Origin of the sequence: Enterobacter sp. BNK-34, assembly GCF_048684445.1 — a bacterium.
GTDB lineage: Bacteria > Pseudomonadota > Gammaproteobacteria > Enterobacterales > Enterobacteriaceae > Enterobacter > Enterobacter pseudoroggenkampii.
On sequence record NZ_JBLQUA010000001.1, the window covers coordinates 4,325,442 to 4,348,287 of the forward strand.

Genomic DNA, 22,846 nt, shown 5'->3' on the forward strand with positions numbered 1-22,846 from the left:
CACAGGCGTGTGACATACTATCGGGTAGAGTCGCATACCTGTGGAACAAGGAGACAGAGATGAATAATAAGGGCTCCAGCCTGACCCCGGCTCAGGCGCTGGAAAAACTCGACGCGCTGTACGAACAGTCCGTCAACGCGCTACGCGGCGCCATCAGCGAATATATCGAAACAGGGAAACTTCCCGACGAAAAGGCCAGAACCGAGGGCCTTTTTGTTTATCCATCGCTCTCTGTGACCTGGGACGGCAGCGCCAGCACGACACCGAAAACCCGCGCCTACGCCCGTTTTACCCACTCCGGCTGCTACAGTACCACCGTTACCCGCCCGGCACTTTTCCGCCCGTATCTTGAAGAACAGCTGACGCTGCTGTATCAGGATTACGGCGCGCACATTCACGTTGAGCCCTCGCAGCATGAAATCCCTTATCCGTACGTGATAGACGGCTCGGCGCTAACGCTGGATCGCTCAATGAGCGCGGGGCTGACCCGCCACTTCCCGACGACGGAGCTTTCACAGATTGGCGATGAGACGGCCGATGGGATCTATCACCCGGCAGAATTTTCTCCCCTGTCGCACTTTGATGCCCGCCGGGTCGATTTCTCCCTGGCGCGACTGCGCCACTACACCGGCACGCCCGTCGAACATTTCCAGCCGTTCGTCCTCTTTACCAACTACACCCGCTACGTTGACGAGTTTGTCCGCTGGGGCTGCAGCCAGATCCTCGACCCGGAAAGCCCGTATATCGCGCTGTCCTGCGCGGGCGGGATCTGGATCACCGCGGAGACCGAAGCGCCCGAGCAGGCTATCTCCGACCTGGCGTGGAAAAAGCACCAGATGCCCGCCTGGCACCTGATCACCGCCGACGGCCAGGGCATTACGCTGATTAACATCGGCGTGGGCCCGTCAAATGCCAAAACCATCTGCGACCATCTGGCGGTGCTGCGTCCGGACGTGTGGCTGATGATCGGCCACTGCGGCGGCCTGCGTGAAAGCCAGCTGATTGGCGACTACGTGCTCGCCCACGCCTATCTGCGTGATGACCACGTGCTGGATGCGGTGCTGCCGCCGGATATCCCAATCCCGAGCATCGCGGAGGTACAGCGCGCGCTGTATGACGCTACCAAAGAGGTCAGCGGCATGCCGGGTGAAGAAGTTAAGCAGCGCCTGCGCACCGGTACGGTCGTCACGACGGATGACCGCAACTGGGAGCTGCGTTACTCCGCCTCCGCGCTGCGGTTCAACCTGAGCCGCGCGGTGGCAATTGATATGGAGAGCGCCACCATCGCCGCGCAGGGGTATCGCTTCCGCGTTCCCTACGGCACCCTGCTGTGCGTCTCAGATAAGCCGCTGCACGGCGAAATTAAGCTGCCGGGGCAGGCCAACCGCTTCTATGAGGGGGCTATCTCAGAGCATCTGCAGATTGGTATTCGCGCCATTGACCTGCTGCGGGCAGAAGGTGACAGGCTCCATTCCCGCAAGCTGCGCACCTTCAACGAGCCGCCGTTCCGCTAATAACGATAAGGAAAAACAATGTCCAGCACATCTCCGCTCTCTGCCCTGCGCCGCTGGCTCGAGGCCAGCCATCTCGACGGGATGATCGTCCCGCGTGCGGATGCGTGGCAGAGCGAATACTGCGCGCCCTACGACGAAAAGCTGGCCTGGCTGACGGGCTTTGACGGTTCGGCCGGCGTGGCGCTGGTGCTGAAAAACAAAGCGCTGCTGTTCGTCGACGGGCGCTATCAGGTTCAGGCTCGCGTTCAGGTCAATACGGATGAGGTTGAGATCCACCACCTGCACAACGAGCCGCTGGCAGAATGGCTGGCGGAAAACGTGGAGGCCGGGACGCGCATCGGTTTTGATCCGCTGCTGATGACCAACTCGGAGTTTGAGCAACTGTCTGCCACGCCGTGCGAGCTGGTTCCTCTCAAGGCCTCGCCGTTTGACGCCCTATGGACTGACCGCCCTGCCGCACCGGCGGGGCTTATCCGGGAAATGCCGGTTGAACACTGCGGTGAAAGCAGCGAGGACAAACGTCTGCGCGTCGCCGCCGTGCTGGCCGCAAACAATGCTGATTATCTCGCCGTTACGCTGCCGGATAACATTGCCTGGCTGCTGAACGTGCGTGGCGCGGATATCCCTTACAGCCCGGTACCGCTCTCCTTTGCCCTTCTTGGTCGTGACGGTCACGTTGAGTGGTTTGTTAACGACAATAAACTCAGCGCCCTGCCTGGAGAAGTACGCAATGCGTTTACCATTGCGCCGCAGGACGCTTTTATCGAACGCTGTCAGCAGATTGCTGAAGGCAAACGGGTGATGATTGATGCCGATTCCGCGCCGGTGGCTCTGCGCTTCGCCATTGAGCCACGGGGAGAAATTGTCTGGCGGACTGACCCCATCACCCTGATAAAGGCCACCAAAAACCCGGTCGAGCTGGCAGGTTATCGCGAGTGTCATCACCAGGACGGTGCCGCCTGGGTCAACTTCCTGGCCTGGCTGAGCCGCGAAGTGCCGCTGCGCGAGGCGGCAGGGAATCCGCTAACAGAGCTGGAGGTTCAGGCGCAGCAGCTTGCGTTCCGTCAACAGCAGCCTGGGTTCATCGAGCAGAGTTTTGCAACCATCTCCGCCTCTTCGAGCAATGCGGCAATGTGTCACTACCATTCGAGCGAGGCCAGCAATAAGCCCATCGGCCATAACCATTTTTACCTGAACGATTCTGGCGGCCAGTATGTGAATGGCACCACCGACGCTACGCGCACGCTGGCATGGGGTAAGGTCGATCCGCAGCAGCGCCTTCACTACACCGCCGTGCTGAGAGGCTTCCTGTCGCTGATTACCCTGCAGTTCCCTTCCGGGACTCAGGGGCATCAGCTGGATGCCTTCGCGCGTCGTCCGCTGTGGGAAATGGGGCTGGATTACGATCACGGCACGGGACATGGCGTGGGACACCAGTTGCTGATCCATGAGAACCCGCATCGCATCGCCAAAAAGGTCAACCCGTGGCCGCTGGTGGCGGGCAATATAATGACGATTGAACCGGGCTACTATCTGGGCGACAGCCACGGTATTCGTATCGAAAACCAGGTGGAGATTGTGGAGAGCCGTCCAGGGTTCTGCAGGTTTGCCTCGCTGACGCTGATCCCGATCGACTTAAGTCAGGTTGAGCTGCATCTGTTGAGCGATCAGGAAAAGCAGTGGCTGGATGCGTATCACCAGCAGGTACGCGAGGCGCTGTCACCTCTGGTGAACAGCGATGCGCGTCCGTGGCTGATTGAGGCGACGGCGCCGATTAGTTTGTAATTTCGTGCGGTCTGGTGCCCTCACCCCAACCCTCTCCCACGGGAGAGGGTGCACACACTAAAAACGGCAACAAGGTTGCCGTTTTGCATTTACCTTGCGCAGAAAAGCAAAAAGCCTGCTTTAAAAGCAGGCTTTTTAAATTTGGCTCCTCTGACTGGACTCGAACCAGTGACATACGGATTAACAGTCCGCCGTTCTACCGACTGAACTACAGAGGAATCGTGTGAACGAGGCGCATAGTAGCGATGCCTCCCCGGGATGTCAAAGGCAGAATGCATATTTCCGATCGTTTGCCGAATTATTCTCCATTTCGCGCAATTGTCAGGCATTTTTTCGCGGATATTTCCACAGCCAGCGCCCGCTGACCATCCGCCAGTAGAACAGCGCGCCCCGCACGGCCCAGTCGAGGAACATCCCCAGCCAGACGCCGACCACTCCCCATCCGAGCATCACCCCGAGCGTATACCCCGCCACGACGCGACATCCCCACATGCCTAGCATCGACACCCACATCGCAAAGCGGGCATCGCGCGCGCCCTTTAGCCCGGCGGGCAGTACCCATGAGGCCGCCCAGATGGGCATAAAGGCCGCATTGAGCCAGATGAGGATCTTAACGACCTCTTTAACGTCGTCTTCGTGGGTATAGAACGAAGCCATCAGCCCGGCAAACGGGGCGGTTCCCCAGGCAATCACGGTCAGTCCAATGGTCGACAGCCAGAAGACGTGCCGCAGCTGTCGCTCCGCCTGGCCTATCTGCCCTTTCCCGAGCCGTTTCCCGGTGATGATGGTTGATGCAGAGCCCAGCGCGTTACCCGGCAGGTTAATCAGCGAGGCGATGGAGAAGGCGATGAAGTTACCGGCGATCACGTCGGTGCCCATGCCGGCGACAAACATCTGCGTCAGCAATTTCCCGCCGTTAAACAACACCGACTCAATGCTTGCAGGAATGCCGATCCCCATCACTTCCCAGATAATGGCAAAATTAAAGGGGCGGAAATAACTTTTCAGCGTCAGACGTAGCGAGGGAGTGATCCCCGCCATCAGCACCCCGATGATGGCTGCCGCACCGATATAGCGTGAAATGGTCAGCCCCAGCCCGGCGCCGACGAACCCCAGCCCGTCCCACGAGAACACACCGTAAATCAGCACGCTGCTGATAATGATATTCAGGATATTCATTCCGCCGTTGATCAGCAGCGGAATTTTGGTGTTGCCCGCCCCGCGCAGCGCACCGCTACCAATCAGGGCGATGGCCGCCGCCGGATAGCTGATGACGGTCATTTCCAGGTAGGTCAGCGCCAGGTCTTTAACCTCGTTTGTTGCCTCCCCGGCGACAAAGTCGATAATCTCTTTGCCGAAATAGTGGATCACCGCCGCCAGAACAATTGAAAAAATGGTCATGATCATCAGCGACTGGCGGGCCGCCTCGCGTGCACGTTTGGGGTCCAGCTTGCCGAGGCTAAAGGCCACCACCACCGTCGTCCCGAGGTCTATGGCGGCAAAGAACGAAATCACCACCATGTTAAAGCTGTCCGCCAGCCCCACCCCGGCCATCGCCTCTTTCCCCAGCCAGCTCACCAGGAAGGTGCTCAGGACCCCCATCAGCAAAACGCAGGTATTTTCCAGGAAGATAGGCACGGCAAGGGGGGTGATTTCACGCCAGAAGAGAACCCGATAGCTTTTACGTTTTGCATACCATGGCGTGCGCACGATCGCCTGGCGTAAGGAGGCAGTAACGTTCAAAATGGACCTTAGCGAGAAAAGTTGAAACTCCATTTCAAATGATGGGGGAGAAATGCTCATCCTGCAAAGTATTTTCCGGAAAAAGATGTGTGGATTTACAACAAACTGACGACAGAATCAGCAATCAGTCGATTTTCCCTAAGATCAGGTTTGACAAAACTTTTTTCGCCGCTAAGATAAGCCTCCACAACGATTCCTCTGTAGTTCAGTCGGTAGAACGGCGGACTGTTAATCCGTATGTCACTGGTTCGAGTCCAGTCAGAGGAGCCAAATTTAAAAAGCCTGCTTTTAAAGCAGGCTTTTTGCTTTGCGGATGAGGGAAAATGAACGCTCTGTTTGTCTACGGCACGCTGCGACCGGGCCACTCTAATGCGCATATTCTTGAAAAGATTGGCGGCGAATGGCTGGCCGGTTCCGTATCCGGTACGTTTTACGAACGCGGCTGGGGCGCTGCGGCGGACTTTCCGGGGATCGTGCTCCACCCTAACGGACCCCGCGTCGAAGGCTATCTGTTTATCTCTGATAGCCTTGCCGCACACTGGCCAATGCTGGATGAGTTTGAAGACGGCTACGATCGGGTTGAGGTCACGGTGACCACTGCTGAAGGCAAGCAGGTCCAAGCCTGGATTTATCAGCTACAGCCCCATTCTGCGTCATAAAAAAAGGCTCTCTGTCACCAGAGAGCCTTTTTCACTATTCGCTGCGATTACTCGCTTTTTGCTTCGCCGTTTTTGATTTCGCCCATCACTTTCAGCTTCTTGGAGATGTCGCGACGCTCTTTGGACAGCTCAGCGTTTTTGATGATGTAGTCATCAACACGGTCTTCATAGTCGCTCTTCATGCTGGCGATGATGCCCTGAATAGCTTCAACGCTCATGCCTGGCTTGATGTAGTCGCTCAGGTTGTCGAGCAGCAGAACACGTTTCTGGTTGTCACGGATCTTCTTCTCAACGTCCTGGATTTCACGCTGCAGTTTGTTTTTGCGGCGGAACAGGCGGACGAATTCCAGAACATCCTGGAACGAAGGCTTGGTAGTTTCCATTTTTACACCCCTGATAATGTGAGATTCGGATTCGTTAAGGCAACCGCTGTAACAATAACCTTACTGACAGCGGCTGCGAATGACAATGAGTATATCGTTTAAAGCTATCATAACCCCAATTGCTGCTGAATCGAAGCAGCAGCCGTCACATACGCCTTTTATTTGCGCAGCGCCCGGCAAATCAGGTGCGATAACAGCTCAAGCTGCCGCGCCAGTTCCATGCTCAGCCAGACATAGCCATGAATAGGCGTTTCCGCCACGTTATCGCTCTGGCGTTCATTGATTAACTGCTTCAGCTCCGCGACAATCTCGTTCAGTCGCTCGCTGTTGGCCAGTATCGGCTGCGGGTTCCCTTCATAAAGCGCATGAGCGATGGTCAACAGCGTTTGCTGCGTCATCTGCTGGGTCTCTTTGAGGGTTTGCGCGTTAAGCATCAACAGATGGCTGGGGCGCGTGGCCCAGTGGGCGTTGATTTGCAGCTCAAGCATGCAGACCAGATTGCGGCTTACCGTCTGGATAGCTTCGAAAATTGATTTCTGAATATGGGTTTCTTTGCTGGCGGGCGTGATCAGGCCGCGCATTTTGACCACGTCGTTAAGGATGGTCTGCAGGTGCTTTTCCAGGCGCGGGCGTTCAACCAGATTCGGGGAAAAACCGGCCTGATAGACGCGGTTAAACGCGGTGACGTAGCTGGCCATCTGAATACGCCAGTGCAGAAAAGCACGCTGCGGCCAGATACCGGTGAAGAGCATCGCCAGCAGTGAACCCAGGATGACATCCCCGCTTCGCCACAGCGCCGTGGTCATATCCCCGGCGGGCGCACCGACCACCACCGCGAGCGTAATACCGATCAGCAGCGCCTGATACGGCTTTTTACCCAACGCCAGCCAGCCGCACAGGAACATGGCGGCACCGCACCACGCCAGCATAACGGGAAATGAGATGAGCTCCAGCTTCAGAGCAATAAGCCCAAGGGCTGAGCCTAAAACCGTCCCACCAATTCGCTCTAAAGCGCGCGGAACAACGTTCCCCCAAAACGAGATGGGCCCCATCACCACCACCAGCGTGATCAGCGGCCACGTCCCTTCCGGAACATCCAATAAACGCACCAGTACAAACGTCAGCACGAAAGCCAGCGCGATGCGGCACCCATGCACCACGCGGTAGTGTTTGTACAACCGAATTTCAAAAGGGGTTAATGATTTGTCGGGACGCACACCCGCTCTCCAGCTACACGGCAAATCACAATTGTACTGTGTTTTCGGCCGGGCGGATCGCTCCCGGCTGAAAAACCCTTCACTTAGCAGGCTTAAACCGTTTTATGCTCTACCGCGATATACATTTCGATATCCCAGTAACCGTCCGCATTGCCGTCATTGAGATAGCGTTCGAAGCAAGGTTTGAGCGCCATCTGGTACTTATTGTCCTGCAGCAGGGAATTGAAGAACTGATACCACGGCGTGGCGAAGTCGTAGTTTTCCACGCGCGCCGTCGCCACGGCATAATCCCCGGCCGCGATTTCCGTCATCATGACGCCTTCGCTGTTTTCCGGGATAACGAAATCATCCGGTACCGTAACGGCCGTATCACAGCGCAGTTTTTCTGGCGGGACTTCATCCGGGTTATCGTAGTAAACTGCAACCCACTCCAGCGGCTCAATGTGACGCCCATCGACCCACATCACCAGCTGTTCAAAGCCCTGTTTTACCGTTTGCTCCCACGGTCCGACCAAATGAAAACCGGCAATCTTACGTTTCTGTTGCTGCTTAATGCTGTAGTCCATGCTGCCTCCGCTTATTACTGTATATTTATACACTATAAAACCGGATTACTATTATCAGCAAACGAGGAGTGTTTATTATGTGAGCAGACTCGCAACCCTGCCAGTCTGCTCATCTGCCGTTAGAGCGTGTGGTGCAGATAATCGCTCAGACGAGAGAACAGGCCGCCTTTATCAACGGCTTCCAGCGTCACCAGCGGCCAGTGCGCCACCACTTTGTCCCGGTCGTAGAGCTGGATCTCCCCGACCCGCTGGTGCGCGGAAATCGGCGCTTCCAGCTCTTTTTTATCCAGTACGTATTTGGCTTTGATGTTAGGCACTTCCGCTTTCGGCAGGGCCAGCCAGAAGTCCTGATCGGTACCCAGTTTCACCTGCTCCTTATCGCCGTACCAGATCCGCTCTGTCCCCACTTTTTTACCGCTATGCAGGATCTGCACCGTATCGAAATTCTGCTGCCCCCAGTGCAGCAGTTTCCGGGCCTGGTCTTCGCGCCCTTTCGGACTGTCCGCCCCCATCACTACCGCGATTAACCGGCGCTGGCCGTCAACGGCGGACGCAATCAGGTTAAAACCCGCCCCCGAGGTATGCCCTGTTTTCAGCCCGTCCACGTTCATGGTTTTATCCCATAGCAGGCCGTTACGGTTTTGCTGGGTGATCCCGTTCCAGGTCAGGCTCTTTTCGCTGTACATATGATAAAACTCGGGCTCACCGTGGATGATGGCGCGGGAGAGTACGGCCAGGTCATAGGCCGAGCTGTGCTGGCCCGGCGCATCCAGCCCGTGGACGGTTTCAAAATGCGTATCGCGCAGGTTCAGCTTCTGCACGTAGTCGTTCATCATCTTCACAAACTGCGGCTGACCGCCCGCCACGTGATCGGCCAGCGCCACGCAGGCGTCGTTGCCGGAATCGACAATCAGGCCGCGACTTAAGTCGCGCACGGAGACGCGATCGCCTTCTTTCAGGAACATCAGCGATGAACCGTCAAACACCGGGTTCCCTTTTGCCCAGGCATCGCGCCCTACGGTGACGATGTCGTCCGGGGTAATGCGGTGGCTATCAATAGCCCGATCCACCACATACCCCGTCATCAGCTTGGTCAGGCTCGCCGGATTGCGTTGTTGATGTTCGTTGCCCGCCGTTAAGATCTGACCAGTCGTGTAATCCATCAGCACCCAGGAGCCAGCCTGAATGGCCGGAGGCTGCGGCGAAAAATCCAGTGGTTCGGCCGCAAAAGCAGATGAGACACTCGAAGCGAGTAAAGAAACAGCAATAAACAGACGGCGTTTCAACGGTATATCCTCAGGTCATTAAAAATCGATGACCTTTTTACGGGAGTTCTGATGTCGTTACCTGGCTTAATTGCAAAAAAATGTGACAGAACGCAGATTTTTCTCTGAAGCTGGCGCGCAAATCTGCGATGCGGAGGTGCTTTTTATTCGGTCTCGACCGCACGATCGTTTACCATAGTGACGTCATTTTTTAACAGGATGGTATTACTGGTGTCTGACTCTGCCGCTCGCCCGACTTTTTTATTTCATGACTATGAAACCTTTGGCACTCACCCGGCGCTGGACCGACCGGCGCAGTTTGCCGCCATCCGTACCGACGACGAATTTAACATCATTGGCGAGCCAGAGGTCTTTTACTGCAAGCCTGCGGATGACTACCTGCCGCAGCCCGGCGCGGTGATGGTCACCGGGATCACTCCTCAGGAAGCGCGGGAAAAAGGCGTTAACGAGGCAGAATTCGCCCGACGCATCCACGACCTGTTTACCGTCCCCAATACCTGCGTGGTCGGTTACAACAACATCCGCTTCGATGACGAAGTGACGCGCAATATCTTCTATCGTAACTTCTACGATCCCTATGCCTGGAGCTGGCAGAACCGCAATTCGCGCTGGGATTTGCTCGACATCATGCGCGCCTGCTACGCCCTGCGTCCCGAAGGCATTAACTGGCCGGAAAATGAGGAAGGGCTGACCAGCTTCCGGCTGGAACACCTGACCCGCGCCAACGGTATTGAGCACAGCAATGCCCACGACGCGATGGCGGACGTCTATGCCACCATTGCCATGGCGAAGCTGGTGAAAAGCGCGCAGCCACGACTGTTCGAGTATCTGCTGAGCCACCGCAGTAAACAGAAGTTGACCACGCTGATTGATGTGCCGCAGATGAAGCCACTGGTGCATATTTCCGGCATGTTTGGCGCCTGGCGCGGTAATACCAGCTGGGTCGCCCCGCTGGCCTGGCATCCGGACAACCGCAATGCGGTGATTATGGTGGATTTGGCCGGCGATATTTCGCCGCTGTTGGAGCCCGACAGCGATACCCTGCGCGAACGGCTGTACACGCCGAAGAATGAACTCGGCGATCTGCCTGCGGTGCCGGTCAAACTGGTGCATATCAATAAATGTCCGGTCCTGGCGCAGGCCAATACGCTGCGCCCGGAAGATGCAGACAGGCTGGGCATTAACCGGCAGCACTGCCTCGATAACCTGAAAGTGCTGCGCGAAAACCCGCAGGTGCGCGAGAAGGTGGTCGCCATTTTTGCCGAAGCCGAGCCGTTCGTACCGTCAGAAAACGTGGATGCCCAGCTCTATAATGGTTTCTTCAGCGATGCCGATCGCGCTGCAATGAATATCGTTCTGCAAACCGAGCCGCGTAACTTGCCTGCCCTGGATATCACCTTCGCCGATAAACGTATTGAAAAGCTGATGTTTAATTATCGCGCGCGTAACTACCCGGGAACCCTGGATGAAGCAGAGCAGGAACGCTGGCTGCAGCACCGTCGCAACGTGTTTACGCCAGAGTATCTGCACAGCTACGCCCAAGAGCTGGAAATGCTTTATGGCCAGTATGAAGGGAATGCTGAGAAACAGGCGCTGCTGAAATCCCTGTTCCAGTACGCGCAAGAGATAGTTTGATCGATGGGTATAAAAAAGCCGGAGGCGATGTCTCCGGCTTTTTTTTGCCCGCTTGGGTTTTGTAGGTCGGGTAAGGCGTAGCCGCCACCCGACACAGTCTTACGCGACGTCTTCGTACTGAGGAACCGGGTTACGGAAGCTCTTCGTGACGCAGGCCAGGTAAACCAGGCCGATACCCGCCCAAATCAGGCCAAGCACCATCGAGCTCTCTTCCAGGTTAACCCACAGCGCACCTACGGTCAGGGCACCACACATCGGCAGGAACAGATACTGGAAGTGATCTTTCAGCGTCTTGTTACGCTTTTCACGGATCCAGAACTGAGAGATAACCGACAGGTTAACAAAGGTAAACGCCACAAGCGCACCGAAGTTAATCAGCGCCGTTGCCATCACCAGGTCAAAGTTAATCGCCAGAAGCGCGATCGCACCGACCAGGATAATGTTCATCGCCGGGGTACGCCATGTTGGATGCACGTAGCCGAAGAAGCTTTTCGGGAATACGCCATCGCGGCCCATTACGTACATCAGACGCGCAACGCCTGCATGAGCGGCCATACCGGACGCCAGTACGGTGATGGTGGAGAAGATCAGCGCGCCGACCTGGAACGCTTTACCCGCCACATAGAGCATGATTTCCGGCTGAGACGCATCCGGATCCTTGAAGCGAGAGATATCCGGGAAGTACAGCTGCAGGAAATAGGTCGAGAAAATAAAGATCAGACCGCCAATCAGCGCCGTCAGGAAGATGGCGCGCGGGATCACGCGCTCTGCATCTTTGGTTTCTTCAGACAGGTTGCTGATCCCGTCAAAACCGGTAAAGGAGAAGCACAGAATGGTTGCCCCGGTAATCATCGGGATCACATGCGCATCACCAGACCAGAACGGTTTGCTGCTCGCCAGCGTGCCAGCGCCTTCACCGTGGAACACGCCATAGATCACCATGCCAAGAATAACGGCAATCAGGACAACCTGAAGCACAACGATAACGGAGTTAAAGTTGGCAACGGACTTGATGCTGCGCAGGTTAAAGGCCGTCATAAAGGCCACCAGCGCCACGACGAACATCCAGGAGGGAATCGACGGCACCAGCGCTTCAAAATAGATTTTTGCCAGCAGAATGTTGATCATCGGCGCGAACAGGTAGTCGAGCAGCGAAGACCAGCCCACCATAAAGCCAACCGTCGGGCTGATGGATTTCTGGGCATAGGTGTAGGCAGAACCGGCAGACGGATAGCGACGCACCAGCTTACCGTAGCTCAGCGCGGTAAAGAGGATCGCAATCAGCGCGAAGCCATAAGCCGTCGGCACATGACCGTCGGTGAGGCCCGATACGATACCGAATGTATCGAACAGCGTCATTGGTTGCATATAGGCCAGGCCCATCATAACAACCGGAATCAACGTAAGCGTTTTACGTAATTCCACGCGAGAGGTGTTTGGAGTTGCGTTATGCGACATAGTTATTCTCCTTTACGGTAATAACCGCCACGTAAGCGAAAAATTGCCCCATTTCTTTCTTCCTCAGCGACAACAACTGTCGGATTTTAGTAAATATCTATCCGGTACGAAGCCCGGCCTCTTGGTTTTTAGTTTCGTTTCGTACATGCAAAAAAAAATAACCGACGCCTTTTATATCGTCGATTATTCATTTGGTTGCAGCGGCGGCATTTTGCCCCACATCGGATACAAAAGGCAATACTTTGCAACGCAGCGGGTAATTTTCTTTTTCCTAACTGGCTGATTTCTCGACACTGCCCTGAGCATATACAGCGGCGATAGCACTATTTGCTAAAATTTCGTCCCGCCACCAGGCGCTGGCCAGCCCGGAGGTCTGTTCATTCCAGCCCACCCATACCGATTCATGGCTGTTTTGAGCAAGTACCTGTTTTTCAACAAGCGCACCGCTGTCAATGTACCGCTGTGCCAGATAGCGGGGTAAATAGCCGCAACCCAGGCCGCTGATTTGCAGCTCCAGCTTGGTTTTAAAGTCGAAAACGGTGATAGCCTCCTGCTCGTCAAGCAGCTGCGAGGAAACCGCACATTCCGGACGAGAGCTGTCCCCCACCACAATCGCGCGGTAGCCTTTAATCACGCGGCGGTTAAGCGGCTCAGGCTCCTGAGCCAGCGGATGATGGGGCGCCACGGCGAACACCTGCTCCAGCACGCCCAGACGCGCAAAACCAAACTCGCTCAACTGGGGAGGCTCGTGGAGTGCACCGACAAAAATATCCGCCCTGCCCTGGGTTAAGGCATCCCAGGAGCCTCCCAGCACGCCGTTTATAAAAATGAGTCGGGTCACGCGGTGGTGTTGATAAAAGGCTTCAATCAGCGGCGTCAGGAGAGAAAAGGGAAAAGTATCATCCACGCCAATCACCAGCTCGTTTTCCCAGCCCTGGTGGAGTTTTACGGCCTGTTTTTCGAGTTCACGAACGGTATGGAGGACTTCGCGTCCCTTTTCCAGCAGCATTTGCCCGGTACGGGTAAACCGCGCGCGGTGCCCAGAGCGATCGAGGATCTGGATATTGAGATCGCTTTCCAGTTTTTGAACGGTATAGCTCAACGCAGATGGGGTTTTGTAGAGCTTTGCCGACGCAGCGGCAAAGCTCCCCTCTTTTTCCAGTGCATCCAGAATAATAAGAACATCCAGCAGCGGTTTCATGCTCGCCCCCTTCTGGTGTGCGATCGTCTCCGCTGCGGGACTTATTCCATGGGCATCACCAGCGGATCGGGATACTGATACTCAAACCCCAGCTCATGACAAATGCGATTGCCATCAACAATTTTGCCTTTACTGTCATCCTTTGCCTCACCAAAGACCGGCGGCGCCAGGCCCAGCTGACGTGCCATCAGCGGGTAAAACGTGCTGCGCGCCGGATGAGACGGTGCACATATATTATAGATGTGTCCACCTTTCGGAGCCTGTAAGAGTAGCTCAATCGCGGCAACAACATCGTCAAGATGCACAAGATTGACAACATGCTGGCCATCTGGCGCAGACTTCCCGGCGAAAAAGCGTCCCGGATGACGGCCAGGGCCCACCAGCCCCGCCAGACGTACGATATCAACCTGCGTGCCGGGAAGATTATGCAGCCAATCTTCCAGCTCTTTCAGAACCTGACCGCTGGCCGTAACGGGACGGCGCTCGGAACTTTCTTTCACCACGCCCTCAACCTCACCATAGACCGAGGTCGAGCTGGTAAAAATGATGCGGGGAACATGGTGCGCCAGCGCGCTGTCGACAATCTCCTGCATCGCCTGCAGATAAAACGACTCGCCCGGGCCACTGCGCCGTGCGGGGAGAGTGATCACCAGCGCATCGACGTTCATCAGCGTGTCCAGGTCGTCAGCGTCACACACCAGTTCCGGTTCAAGACGCAGTTCAACGCCATCAATACCGCACATGCGCGCTGCCTCTACCCCATCCGCCGTGGTTTTGCTCCCGGTCACCTGCCAGCCTTTCGCGGCTAATGACATCGCCAGCGGCATTCCCAGCCATCCTAAACCGACAATCGCGACCTTTTTCATGCGAATTCTCCTGACTCTCACTCGTCTTTTATAAGGCTACGCCAGCCCGGCAGAACACACAATTCATAGCATCAATATGAAATGAATTAATGATCAAAAAAAGCCCTTGCAATATGTCGTACAACTGGTTTACGTTAAAAGACATCAAATGAATAAGCATTCATCGAGAATTTATATGACACGCGTTCAATTTAAACACCACCATCATCACCATCATCCTGACTAGTCTTTCAGGCGATGTGTGCTGGAAGACGTTTGGATCTTCCAGTGGTGCATGAACGCATGAGAAAGCCCCCGGAAGATCTTCTTCCGGGGGCTTTTTTTTGGACCGAATTCAGACAGGTTAAAACAGGTTAACGAGGAATAAAGAATGTTAGATAACTCACGTTTACGCATAGCTATTCAAAAATCAGGCCGTTTAAGTGACGATTCACGCGAACTGCTGGCCCGCTGCGGGATTAAAATTAACCTGCACACCCAGCGCCTGATTGCTCTGGCTGAAAACATGCCCATCGACATTCTGCGCGTGCGTGATGACGATATTCCCGGCCTGGTCATGGATGGCGTCGTTGACCTCGGCATCATCGGGGAAAACGTGCTGGAAGAAGAGCTGCTGACCCGCCGCGCGCAGGGCGAAGACCCGCGTTACTTCACCCTGCGTCGTCTGGACTTCGGCGGCTGCCGCCTGTCGCTGGCGACGCCGGTTGATGAAGCCTGGGACGGTCCGGCCGCGCTGAACGGCAAACGTATCGCCACCTCCTACCCTCACCTGTTAAAGCGTTATCTGGATCAGAAAGGCGTGCAGTTTAAATCCTGTCTGCTGAACGGCTCTGTTGAAGTGGCCCCGCGAGCGGGTCTGGCGGACGCCATCTGTGACCTCGTGTCTACCGGCGCGACGCTGGAAGCGAACGGTCTGCGCGAAGTGGAAGTGATCTACCGCTCCAAAGCGTGCCTGATTCAGCGTGACGGCGAGATGGCCGACGCTAAGCAGCAGCTGATCGACAAACTGCTGACCCGTATTCAGGGCGTGATTCAGGCGCGTGAGTCCAAGTACATCATGATGCACGCCCCGACCGAGCGTCTGGATGAAGTGATTGCCCTGCTGCCTGGCGCCGAGCGTCCAACCATCCTGCCGCTGGCGGGCGATCAGCAGCGCGTGGCGATGCACATGGTGAGCAGCGAAACCCTGTTCTGGGAAACCATGGAAAAACTGAAGGCGCTGGGCGCAAGCTCCATCCTGGTGCTGCCGATTGAGAAGATGATGGAGTAATGGCCATGAGCTTTAACACAATCATCGACTGGAATACCTGTAGCGACGCACAGCAGCGCGAGCTGCTGATGCGCCCGGCGATTTCCGCCTCAGAGAGCATCTCACGCACCGTAGCGGAGATTCTGGATAACGTCAAAGCCCGCGGCGATGACGCGCTGCGGGAATACAGCGCAAAGTTTGATAAGACGGAAGTCGGCGCATTACGGGTTACCGAGCAGGAAATCATTGATGCCAGCAATCGTCTGGGCGATGACATCAAGCAGGCGATGGCCATAGCGGTGAAAAATATTGATACCTTCCACACCGCGCAAAAGCTGCAGACCGTAGATGTGGAAACTCTGCCCGGCGTACGTTGCCAGCAGGTAACCCGCCCGGTTGCGTCCGTCGGCCTCTATATTCCTGGCGGCTCTGCCCCGCTTTTCTCCACCGTACTGATGCTGGCGACTCCCGCACGCATTGCCGGGTGTCAGAAAGTGGTGCTTTGCTCGCCGCCACCGATTGCCGACGAGATCCTGTACGCGGCGAAGCTGTGCGGCGTGCAGGCGGTATATAAAGTGGGCGGCGCGCAGGCGATTTCAGCCCTGGCGTTCGGCACAGAATCCATTCCCAAGGTCGACAAAATCTTTGGCCCGGGAAATGCGTACGTGACCGAAGCTAAGCGCCAGGTCAGCCAGCGTCTGGACGGTGCGGCCATCGATATGCCCGCCGGTCCGTCTGAAGTGCTGGTGATTGCCGACAGCGGCGCCACGCCGGACTTCGTGGCGTCCGACCTGCTTTCCCAGGCGGAACACGGCCCGGACTCGCAGGTCATCCTGCTTACGCCGGATGCCGATATGGCAAAACGCGTAGGCGAAGCCGTGGAGCGTCAGCTTGCCGATCTGCCCCGCGCCGACACGGCACGCCAGGCGTTAGCGGCCAGCCGCCTGATTGTGGCGCGCGACCTGGACCAGTGCATTGCCATTTCTAACCAGTACGGCCCGGAGCACCTGATTATTCAGACCCGCAACGCGTGCGATCTGGTCGACAGCATTACCAGCGCGGGCTCAGTGTTCCTCGGCGACTGGTCACCGGAGTCTGCGGGCGATTACGCCTCCGGCACCAACCACGTGCTGCCAACGTATGGCTATACCTCAACCTGTTCCAGCCTGGGCCTGGCGGATTTCCAGAAACGCATGACCGTGCAGGAACTCTCCCGCGAAGGGTTTGCCTCACTGGCGTCTACTATTGAAACCCTGGCCGCCGCCGAGCGCCTGACCGCCCACAAAAATGCCGTTACGCTGCGCGTTGCAGCCCTGAAGGAGCAAGCATGAACATTGAAGAATTAGCCCGCGAAAATGTCCGTCGCCTGACGCCCTATCAGTCTGCGCGTCGTCTGGGCGGTAAAGGGGATGTCTGGCTGAACGCCAACGAATATCCAACGGCGGTGCAGTTTGAGCTGTCGCAGCAAACGCTGAACCGCTATCCGGAGTGTCAGCCAAAAGCGGTGATTGAAAACTACGCGCAGTACGCGGGCGTGAAGCCGGAGCAGGTGCTGGTCAGCCGCGGCGCGGATGAAGGCATTGAACTGCTGATCCGCGCCTTCTGCGAGCCGGGCAAAGATGCGGTGATGTACTGCCAGCCAACCTACGGCATGTACAGCGTCAGCGCGGAAACCTTCGGGGTGGCGTGCCGCAACGTGCTCTCACTGGAGAACTGGCAGCTGGATCTGCAGGGCATTGCCGACAATCTTGACGGCGTAAAGGTCGTGTTTGTCTGTAGTCCGAACAACCCCACCGGACAGATTATCAACCCGCAGGATATCCGAACCCTGCTGGAGATGACGCGAGGCAAAGCGCTGGTGGTGGCCGACGAAGCCTACATCGAGTTCTGCCCGCAGGCGACGCTGGCAGGCTGGCTGGAAGAGTATCCGCACCTGGTGGTGCTGCGTACGCTGTCGAAGGCTTTCGCCCTCGCGGGCCTGCGCTGCGGCTTTACGCTGGCCAATAAAGAGGTCATCGACCTGCTGCTGAAGGTGATCGCTCCGTACCCCCTCTCCACGCCGGTTGCCGACATTGCCGCACAGGCGCTGGCGCCGCAGGGCATCAACGCCATGCGTGAACGCGTGGCGCAAATTCTGGAAGAGCGTCAGTACCTGGTGACGGCCCTGAAAGATATCCCGTGCGTGGAGAAGGTATTCGACTCGGAAACCAACTACATCCTGGTGCGCTTTACCGCTTCCAGCGCCGTATTTAAATCTTTATGGGATCAGGGCATTATCTTACGAGACCAGAATAAACAACCTTCTCTGAGCGGATGCCTGCGCATTACCATCGGCACCCGTGCAGAGAGCCAGCGCGTGATTGACGCCCTGAAAGCGGAGAAAGTATGACCCAGAAGATCCTTTTCATCGATCGTGACGGCACCCTTATTTCGGAGCCACCAGCTGATTTTCAGGTCGACCGATTCGACAAGCTGGCGTTCGAACCTGACGTAATCCCGGTGCTGCTTAAGCTGCAAAAAGCCGGATACAAGCTGGTGATGATCACCAACCAGGACGGTCTGGGTACCGACAGCTTCCCGCAGGCAGACTTTGACGGCCCGCATAATCTGATGATGCAGGTTCTGACCTCTCAGGGTGTGGTTTTTGATGAGGTACTGATTTGCCCTCACATGCCGGCCGACGAGTGTGACTGCCGTAAGCCAAAGGTGAAGCTGGTCGAGCGCTATCTGGCGGCGGATGTGCTGGATAAGGCCAACAGCTATGTCATCGGCGATCGTATCACCGATATTACACTCGCGGAAAACATGGGCATCGCGGGGCTTCGCTACGACCGCAACAACCTTAATTGGGCGATGATTGGCGAACAACTGACAAAACGTGACCGCTTCTCGCACGTTGAACGCAACACCAAAGAGACGCAGATTGATGTGAAGGTCTGGCTGGACCGCGAAGGCGGCAGCAAGATCCACACCGGCGTCGGTTTCTTCGACCACATGCTGGACCAGATTGCCACCCACGGCGGTTTCCGCATGGAGATCACGGTAAAAGGCGACCTTTATATTGACGATCACCACACCGTGGAAGATACCGGCCTGGCGCTGGGCGAAGCTCTCAAGCTGGCGCTCGGTGATAAACGCGGCATCAACCGTTTTGGCTTTGTCCTGCCGATGGACGAGTGCCTGGCGCGCTGCGCGATGGACATCTCAGGTCGTCCGCATCTGGAATATAAAGCAGACTTCAATTACCAGCGCGTGGGCGATCTGAGCACCGAAATGGTGGAGCACTTCTTCCGTTCATTGTCCTACACCATGGGCCTGACGCTACACCTGAAGACCAAAGGCAAGAACGACCACCACCGCGTAGAGAGTCTCTTCAAGGCCTTCGGCCGAACGCTGCGCCAGGCAATCCGCGTGGAAGGCGATGCCCTGCCCTCATCAAAAGGAGTGCTGTAATGAACGTGGTGATTCTGGATACCGGATGCGCCAACCTGAACTCCGTAAAGTCGGCGATTGCGCGCCACGGCTACGAGCCGGTGGTCAGCCGTGACCCGGACGTGGTGCTGCGTGCAGACAAACTCTTTTTACCGGGCGTGGGAACCGCGCAGGCCGCGATGGATCAGATTCGCGAACGCGAGCTGGTCGATCTGATCAAAGCCTGTACCCAGCCGGTGCTGGGGATTTGCCTGGGCATGCAGATCCTGGGCCGCCGCAGCGAAGAGAGCAACGGCGTTGACCTGCTGGGCATTATCGACGAAGACGTGCCGAAAATGACCGATCACGGCCTGCCTCTGCCGCATATGGGCTGGAACCGCGTGTACGCCAAAGCGGGCGACAGGCTTTTTCGCGGCATTGAAGACGGTGCGTATTTTTACTTCGTGCACAGCTACGCCATGCCGGTGAACGTGAATACGATCGCCCAGTGCACCTACGGCGAGGCGTTTACCGCGGCCGTACAGAAAGACAATTTCTTCGGCGTGCAGTTTCACCCGGAGCGCTCTGGCGCCGCAGGCGCGCAGCTGCTGAAAAACTTCCTGGAGATGTGATGATTATTCCCGCTTTAGATTTAATTGACGGCACGGTTGTCCGTCTCCACCAGGGCGATTACGGCCAGCAGCGAGACTACGGAAACGACCCGCTGCCACGTCTGCAGGATTATGCCGCCCAGGGGGCTCAGGTGCTGCATCTGGTCGATTTAACGGGTGCGAAAGACCCGGCAAAACGCCAGATCCCTCTGCTGAAAAATCTGGTTGCCGGTGTTGATGTGCCGGTACAGGTGGGCGGCGGCGTACGTACAGAAGATGACGTTGCGGCACTGCTGGACGCGGGCGTAGCACGCGTGGTGGTCGGTTCAACCGCGGTGAAAGAGCCTGAGATCGTAAAAGGCTGGTTTCGCCGCTTTGGCGCCGACGCGCTGGTGCTGGCGCTGGATGTTCGTATTGACGAACAGGGTAATAAGCAGGTGGCGGTCAGCGGCTGGCAGGAAAACTCCGGCGTGACGCTGGAAGCGCTGGTCGAGATGTATCTCCCCGTCGGCCTGAAGCACGTGTTATGCACGGACATCTCTCGCGACGGTACGCTGGCGGGCTCCAACGTCTCGCTGTATGAAGAGATCTGCGCGCGTTATCCGCAGGTGGCGTTCCAGTCTTCGGGCGGAATTGGTGATTTAAACGATATTGCCTCGCTGCGCGGAACGGGCGTACAGGGCGTGATTGTGGGCCGAGCCCTACTGGAAGGTAAATTTACGGTGACGGAGGCGATTCAATGCTGGCAAAACGGATAATCCCTTGCCTGGACGTACGTGACGGCCAGGTCGTGAAAGGCGTGCAGTTCCGCAACCACGAGATCATTGGCGACATCGTTCCGCTGGCAAAACGCTATGCTGATGAAGGCGCAGACGAGCTGGTGTTCTACGATATTACCGCGTCCAGCGATGGCCGCGTAGTCGACAAAAGCTGGGTAGCTCGCGTGGCGGAAGTGATCGATATTCCGTTCTGCGTGGCGGGCGGGATTAAATCCGCTGACGATGCGGCCCAAATTCTCTCGTTTGGTGCCGACAAGATTTCCATCAACTCCCCTGCCCTGGCCGACCCGGAGTTGATTACTCGCCTCGCCGATCGTTTTGGCGTGCAGTGTATTGTGGTCGGGATCGACACCTGGTATGACGCCGCAACGGGCAAGTACCACGTCAATCAATATACGGGTGACGAAAGCCGCACGCGCGTAACGCAGTGGGAAACGCTCGACTGGGTGCAGGAAGTGCAGAAGCGTGGCGCGGGCGAGATTGTCCTCAACATGATGAACCAGGATGGCGTGCGTAACGGGTATGACCTCGGGCAGTTGAAAAAAGTCCGTGCGGTCTGCCACGTTCCGCTGATCGCCTCCGGCGGCGCGGGCACCATGGAACACTTCCTCGAAGCCTTCCGCGATGCCAACGTGGACGGTGCGCTGGCCGCGTCCGTGTTCCACAAACAGATTATTAATATTGGTGAGTTAAAAACGTACCTGGCCGACCAGGGCGTGGAGATCAGGGTATGTTAACAGAGCAACAACAGGCGCAGCTGGACTGGAAAAAAACGGACGGATTACTGCCGGTAGTTGTCCAGCATGCCGTCTCAGGCGAAGTGCTGATGCTGGGGTATATGAACCAGGACGCGCTGGCAAAAACGATCGACAGCGGCAAAGTCACGTTTTTCTCGCGCACGAAACAACGTTTGTGGACCAAAGGGGAAACCTCGGGTCATTTCCTGAACGTGGTCAGCATAACGCCTGACTGCGATAACGATACCCTGCTGGTGCTGGCAAACCCAATCGGACCGACCTGCCATAAGGGCACCAGCAGCTGCTTCGGTGAAACGAGCCACCAGTGGTTGTTCCTGTATCAACTGGAACAGCTGCTGGCAGAGCGTAAAACGGCGGATCCGGAGAGTTCTTATACTGCGAAGCTGTACGCCAGCGGGACCAAGCGTATCGCCCAGAAGGTGGGAGAAGAAGGCGTTGAGACAGCACTGGCCGCGACCGTGCATGACCGCGAGGAACTGACGAATGAAGCGTCTGATTTGATGTATCACCTGCTGGTGCTGCTGCAGGATCAGGAGCTGGATTTGACGGCGGTGATAGAGAACCTTCGTAAGCGTCACAAATAAAAAAACCGGGGTATACCCCCGGTTTTTTTTAATCTGCAAATCAGGCTGTTGGTTTGTAGTTGCGTAAGGCGTTACGGCCAAGCACGAAACCTGAACCGATAATACCACCCAGCAGCACGGCAAGAATCAGAACAACCGCTTTTTTCGGACTGTCACGATGTACTGGGAGTTCCGGCTTCATGACATACCGGTAAACGTGGATCGTGTCAGGGTTTACATTCAGATTCTGGATGTCCAACAGATTTCGCTTGGTCTGGTAATAGGCCGTTGGGAAGACCAGCGGACGAGAAGCCTCATTGTCAATCATCGATTTCAGCCCCTCGCTACCCAGCAGGAACAATGTTTCCTGAGTCACTTCTTGGGTTTGCTGGACCTGCGGCGAGGTTATTTTCGCTGCTTCAGCGTTCTTGAGTGCCTCAGCAATCTGTTTGATACGCAGATCTTTTTGCTCCTGAGCAACCTTCTCCTGGTTTTGCAGGGAGTCATTCAGGGTTTTTATCTGTTCCTTGATGTTGTCCTTAAGGTCAACGGCAAGTTCTTTCGCCGTTTGCTCATCGACCTGCTGGATATACTGCGCCAATTGCTTTTGTGCGGCTTCTGCGGATGTACTGGTATAGGAGACGCTTAATGGTAACGGCTGTCCTTTAACCGTGGGCTCAATGGTAAGTTTTTCAGGCACTGACTGATTTTCCAGCGCCTGCGACAACGCGGAGAATGAGGAGTTAAAACGACCAATAGCACGTGTTTGATTATCAAGCATTGAAGGTGCTGCGGTACCGTAGAGGATATTCAATGCATTAGAATAGCTGGCTATCTGAGCAGCATCAGGTTGTGCAATAATTGCACTTGACGTCCATTTTTCCTTTACAATAGATAAAAAACCAATAGCAAGGGCAATAAAAACAACAACAAAGACTGCTATCGTCCACTTTCCACGCCACAGTTGCAGTACTAAATCAAATAAATCAATTTGCTCAGGGTCATTGCTTCGGCTGACCTGGCTATTGTTGTTTTGTGTCATACAATCCCTAACAGATGAAAAAGGGCAAACATAATGTTGTTCGCATAGTTTATCTATTGCTGGCAATTTTTCTATAAGAATCCGATGAGTAATATCGGAAAGATCGGTTATGTAACTTAC

23 protein-coding genes, 2 tRNA genes and 1 other annotated feature are annotated in these 22,846 nt (G+C 56.0%); of the genes, 14 read left to right on the plus strand and 11 right to left on the minus strand.

Annotation, left to right across the window (positions count from 1 at the left end; all coding sequences use genetic code 11):
* Window positions 1-59 precede the first annotated feature (59 nt).
* On the plus strand, window positions 60-1,514 hold the full coding sequence (locus tag ACMGG5_RS21380) for an AMP nucleosidase (protein ID WP_157189415.1): 1,455 nt from the start codon (window positions 60-62) through the stop codon (window positions 1,512-1,514).
* 18 nt (window positions 1,515-1,532) lie between these two features.
* Window positions 1,533-3,299, plus strand: a complete 1,767-nt coding sequence (locus tag ACMGG5_RS21385) for an aminopeptidase P family protein (RefSeq protein WP_420278483.1) — start codon at window positions 1,533-1,535, stop codon at window positions 3,297-3,299.
* Window positions 3,300-3,441: 142 nt separating this feature from the next.
* Here ACMGG5_RS21385 and ACMGG5_RS21390 read toward each other — a convergent pair.
* Both ACMGG5_RS21390 and emmdR read right to left on the minus strand, forming a co-directional pair.
* Window positions 3,442-3,517 (minus strand) — tRNA-Asn (locus tag ACMGG5_RS21390).
* Window positions 3,518-3,620: 103 nt separating this feature from the next.
* Complete coding sequence (gene emmdR, locus ACMGG5_RS21395) at window positions 3,621-5,075, minus strand: multidrug efflux MATE transporter EmmdR (protein WP_139210916.1); 1,455 nt, start codon at window positions 5,073-5,075, stop codon at window positions 3,621-3,623.
* A gap of 161 nt (window positions 5,076-5,236) precedes the next feature.
* On the opposite strand from emmdR, the gene ACMGG5_RS21400 reads away from it, so the two are divergent.
* Window positions 5,237-5,312: transfer RNA gene (locus tag ACMGG5_RS21400), tRNA-Asn, on the plus strand.
* Window positions 5,313-5,365: 53 nt separating this feature from the next.
* Complete coding sequence (locus tag ACMGG5_RS21405; protein WP_024908066.1) at window positions 5,366-5,701, plus strand: gamma-glutamylcyclotransferase family protein; 336 nt, start codon at window positions 5,366-5,368, stop codon at window positions 5,699-5,701.
* Window positions 5,702-5,748: 47 nt separating this feature from the next.
* Here ACMGG5_RS21405 and ACMGG5_RS21410 read toward each other — a convergent pair whose 3' ends face one another.
* From ACMGG5_RS21410 to dacD, 4 genes are all read right to left on the minus strand, one after another.
* Window positions 5,749-6,084, minus strand: a complete 336-nt coding sequence (locus ACMGG5_RS21410) for a DUF496 family protein (protein WP_008499467.1) — start codon at window positions 6,082-6,084, stop codon at window positions 5,749-5,751.
* A 158-nt stretch (window positions 6,085-6,242) separates the two neighbouring features.
* Complete coding sequence (locus ACMGG5_RS21415; protein ID WP_024908067.1) at window positions 6,243-7,301, minus strand: FUSC family protein; 1,059 nt, start codon at window positions 7,299-7,301, stop codon at window positions 6,243-6,245.
* A gap of 92 nt (window positions 7,302-7,393) precedes the next feature.
* Window positions 7,394-7,867 carry a DNA gyrase inhibitor SbmC gene (gene sbmC / locus ACMGG5_RS21420; protein WP_024908068.1) on the minus strand — a complete coding sequence of 158 codons (474 nt, stop codon included), beginning with the start codon at window positions 7,865-7,867 and terminating at the stop codon, window positions 7,394-7,396.
* 119 nt (window positions 7,868-7,986) lie between these two features.
* Window positions 7,987-9,153 carry a serine-type D-Ala-D-Ala carboxypeptidase DacD gene (dacD, locus tag ACMGG5_RS21425; RefSeq protein ID WP_420278484.1) on the minus strand — a complete coding sequence of 389 codons (1,167 nt, stop codon included), beginning with the start codon at window positions 9,151-9,153 and terminating at the stop codon, window positions 7,987-7,989.
* A gap of 198 nt (window positions 9,154-9,351) precedes the next feature.
* Here dacD and sbcB point away from each other — a divergent pair, with 198 nt between their 5' ends.
* Complete coding sequence (sbcB, locus tag ACMGG5_RS21430; RefSeq protein ID WP_420278635.1) at window positions 9,352-10,788, plus strand: exodeoxyribonuclease I; 1,437 nt, start codon at window positions 9,352-9,354, stop codon at window positions 10,786-10,788.
* 99 nt (window positions 10,789-10,887) lie between these two features.
* Here sbcB and plaP read toward each other — a convergent pair whose 3' ends face one another.
* The 4 genes from plaP to ACMGG5_RS21450 all read right to left on the minus strand — a co-directional run bounded on the left by plaP (window position 10,888) and on the right by ACMGG5_RS21450 (window position 14,313).
* Window positions 10,888-12,246 (minus strand): putrescine/proton symporter PlaP, encoded by a 1,359-nt coding sequence (plaP, locus tag ACMGG5_RS21435; protein ID WP_008499462.1) that lies wholly within the window; start codon window positions 12,244-12,246, stop codon window positions 10,888-10,890.
* Window positions 12,236-12,298, minus strand: a complete 63-nt coding sequence (yoeI, locus tag ACMGG5_RS21440) for a membrane protein YoeI (RefSeq protein WP_099458931.1) — start codon at window positions 12,296-12,298, stop codon at window positions 12,236-12,238. The genes plaP and yoeI overlap by 11 nt, the downstream gene beginning before the upstream one ends.
* Before the next feature lie 219 nt (window positions 12,299-12,517).
* Window positions 12,518-13,447, minus strand: a complete 930-nt coding sequence (locus tag ACMGG5_RS21445) for a LysR substrate-binding domain-containing protein (protein ID WP_420278485.1) — start codon at window positions 13,445-13,447, stop codon at window positions 12,518-12,520.
* Window positions 13,448-13,488: 41 nt separating this feature from the next.
* Window positions 13,489-14,313 carry an SDR family oxidoreductase gene (locus tag ACMGG5_RS21450; RefSeq protein ID WP_024908072.1) on the minus strand — a complete coding sequence of 275 codons (825 nt, stop codon included), beginning with the start codon at window positions 14,311-14,313 and terminating at the stop codon, window positions 13,489-13,491.
* 175 nt (window positions 14,314-14,488) lie between these two features.
* Here ACMGG5_RS21450 and hisL point away from each other — a divergent pair, with 175 nt between their 5' ends.
* From hisL to hisIE, 9 genes are all read left to right on the plus strand, one after another.
* Window positions 14,489-14,539 (plus strand): his operon leader peptide, encoded by a 51-nt coding sequence (gene hisL, locus ACMGG5_RS21455; protein WP_001364200.1) that lies wholly within the window; start codon window positions 14,489-14,491, stop codon window positions 14,537-14,539.
* Window positions 14,515-14,638: a sequence feature (His leader region), on the plus strand. It overlaps the preceding gene by 25 nt.
* 45 nt (window positions 14,639-14,683) lie before the next feature.
* Complete coding sequence (gene hisG / locus ACMGG5_RS21460) at window positions 14,684-15,583, plus strand: ATP phosphoribosyltransferase (RefSeq protein ID WP_000886595.1); 900 nt, start codon at window positions 14,684-14,686, stop codon at window positions 15,581-15,583.
* Window positions 15,584-15,588: 5 nt separating this feature from the next.
* Window positions 15,589-16,893, plus strand: coding sequence for a histidinol dehydrogenase (gene hisD / locus ACMGG5_RS21465; RefSeq protein WP_420278486.1), 1,305 nt, complete (start codon window positions 15,589-15,591; stop codon window positions 16,891-16,893).
* Window positions 16,890-17,951, plus strand: coding sequence for a histidinol-phosphate transaminase (gene hisC / locus ACMGG5_RS21470; protein WP_048992927.1), 1,062 nt, complete (start codon window positions 16,890-16,892; stop codon window positions 17,949-17,951). The genes hisD and hisC overlap by 4 nt, the downstream gene beginning before the upstream one ends.
* Window positions 17,948-19,015, plus strand: a complete 1,068-nt coding sequence (gene hisB / locus ACMGG5_RS21475; RefSeq protein ID WP_024908075.1) for a bifunctional histidinol-phosphatase/imidazoleglycerol-phosphate dehydratase HisB — start codon at window positions 17,948-17,950, stop codon at window positions 19,013-19,015. Before hisC ends, hisB begins: the two co-directional genes overlap by 4 nt.
* On the plus strand, window positions 19,015-19,605 hold the full coding sequence (gene hisH, locus ACMGG5_RS21480; RefSeq protein ID WP_032646447.1) for an imidazole glycerol phosphate synthase subunit HisH: 591 nt from the start codon (window positions 19,015-19,017) through the stop codon (window positions 19,603-19,605). Before hisB ends, hisH begins: the two co-directional genes overlap by 1 nt.
* On the plus strand, window positions 19,605-20,342 hold the full coding sequence (gene hisA / locus ACMGG5_RS21485; protein WP_420278487.1) for a 1-(5-phosphoribosyl)-5-[(5-phosphoribosylamino)methylideneamino]imidazole-4-carboxamide isomerase: 738 nt from the start codon (window positions 19,605-19,607) through the stop codon (window positions 20,340-20,342). The genes hisH and hisA overlap by 1 nt, the downstream gene beginning before the upstream one ends.
* The gene (hisF, locus tag ACMGG5_RS21490) at window positions 20,324-21,100 is read left to right on the plus strand and encodes an imidazole glycerol phosphate synthase subunit HisF (RefSeq protein ID WP_420278488.1); all 777 of its coding nucleotides are present in this window, start codon (window positions 20,324-20,326) and stop codon (window positions 21,098-21,100) included. Before hisA ends, hisF begins: the two co-directional genes overlap by 19 nt.
* Window positions 21,094-21,705 carry a bifunctional phosphoribosyl-AMP cyclohydrolase/phosphoribosyl-ATP diphosphatase HisIE gene (gene hisIE / locus ACMGG5_RS21495; RefSeq protein ID WP_208763060.1) on the plus strand — a complete coding sequence of 204 codons (612 nt, stop codon included), beginning with the start codon at window positions 21,094-21,096 and terminating at the stop codon, window positions 21,703-21,705. Before hisF ends, hisIE begins: the two co-directional genes overlap by 7 nt.
* Window positions 21,706-21,745: 40 nt before the next feature.
* Here hisIE and wzzB read toward each other — a convergent pair whose 3' ends face one another.
* Entirely contained in the window at window positions 21,746-22,726 is a 981-nt protein-coding gene (gene wzzB / locus ACMGG5_RS21500) for an LPS O-antigen chain length determinant protein WzzB (protein WP_420278489.1), read from the minus strand.
* Window positions 22,727-22,846 lie beyond the last annotated feature (120 nt).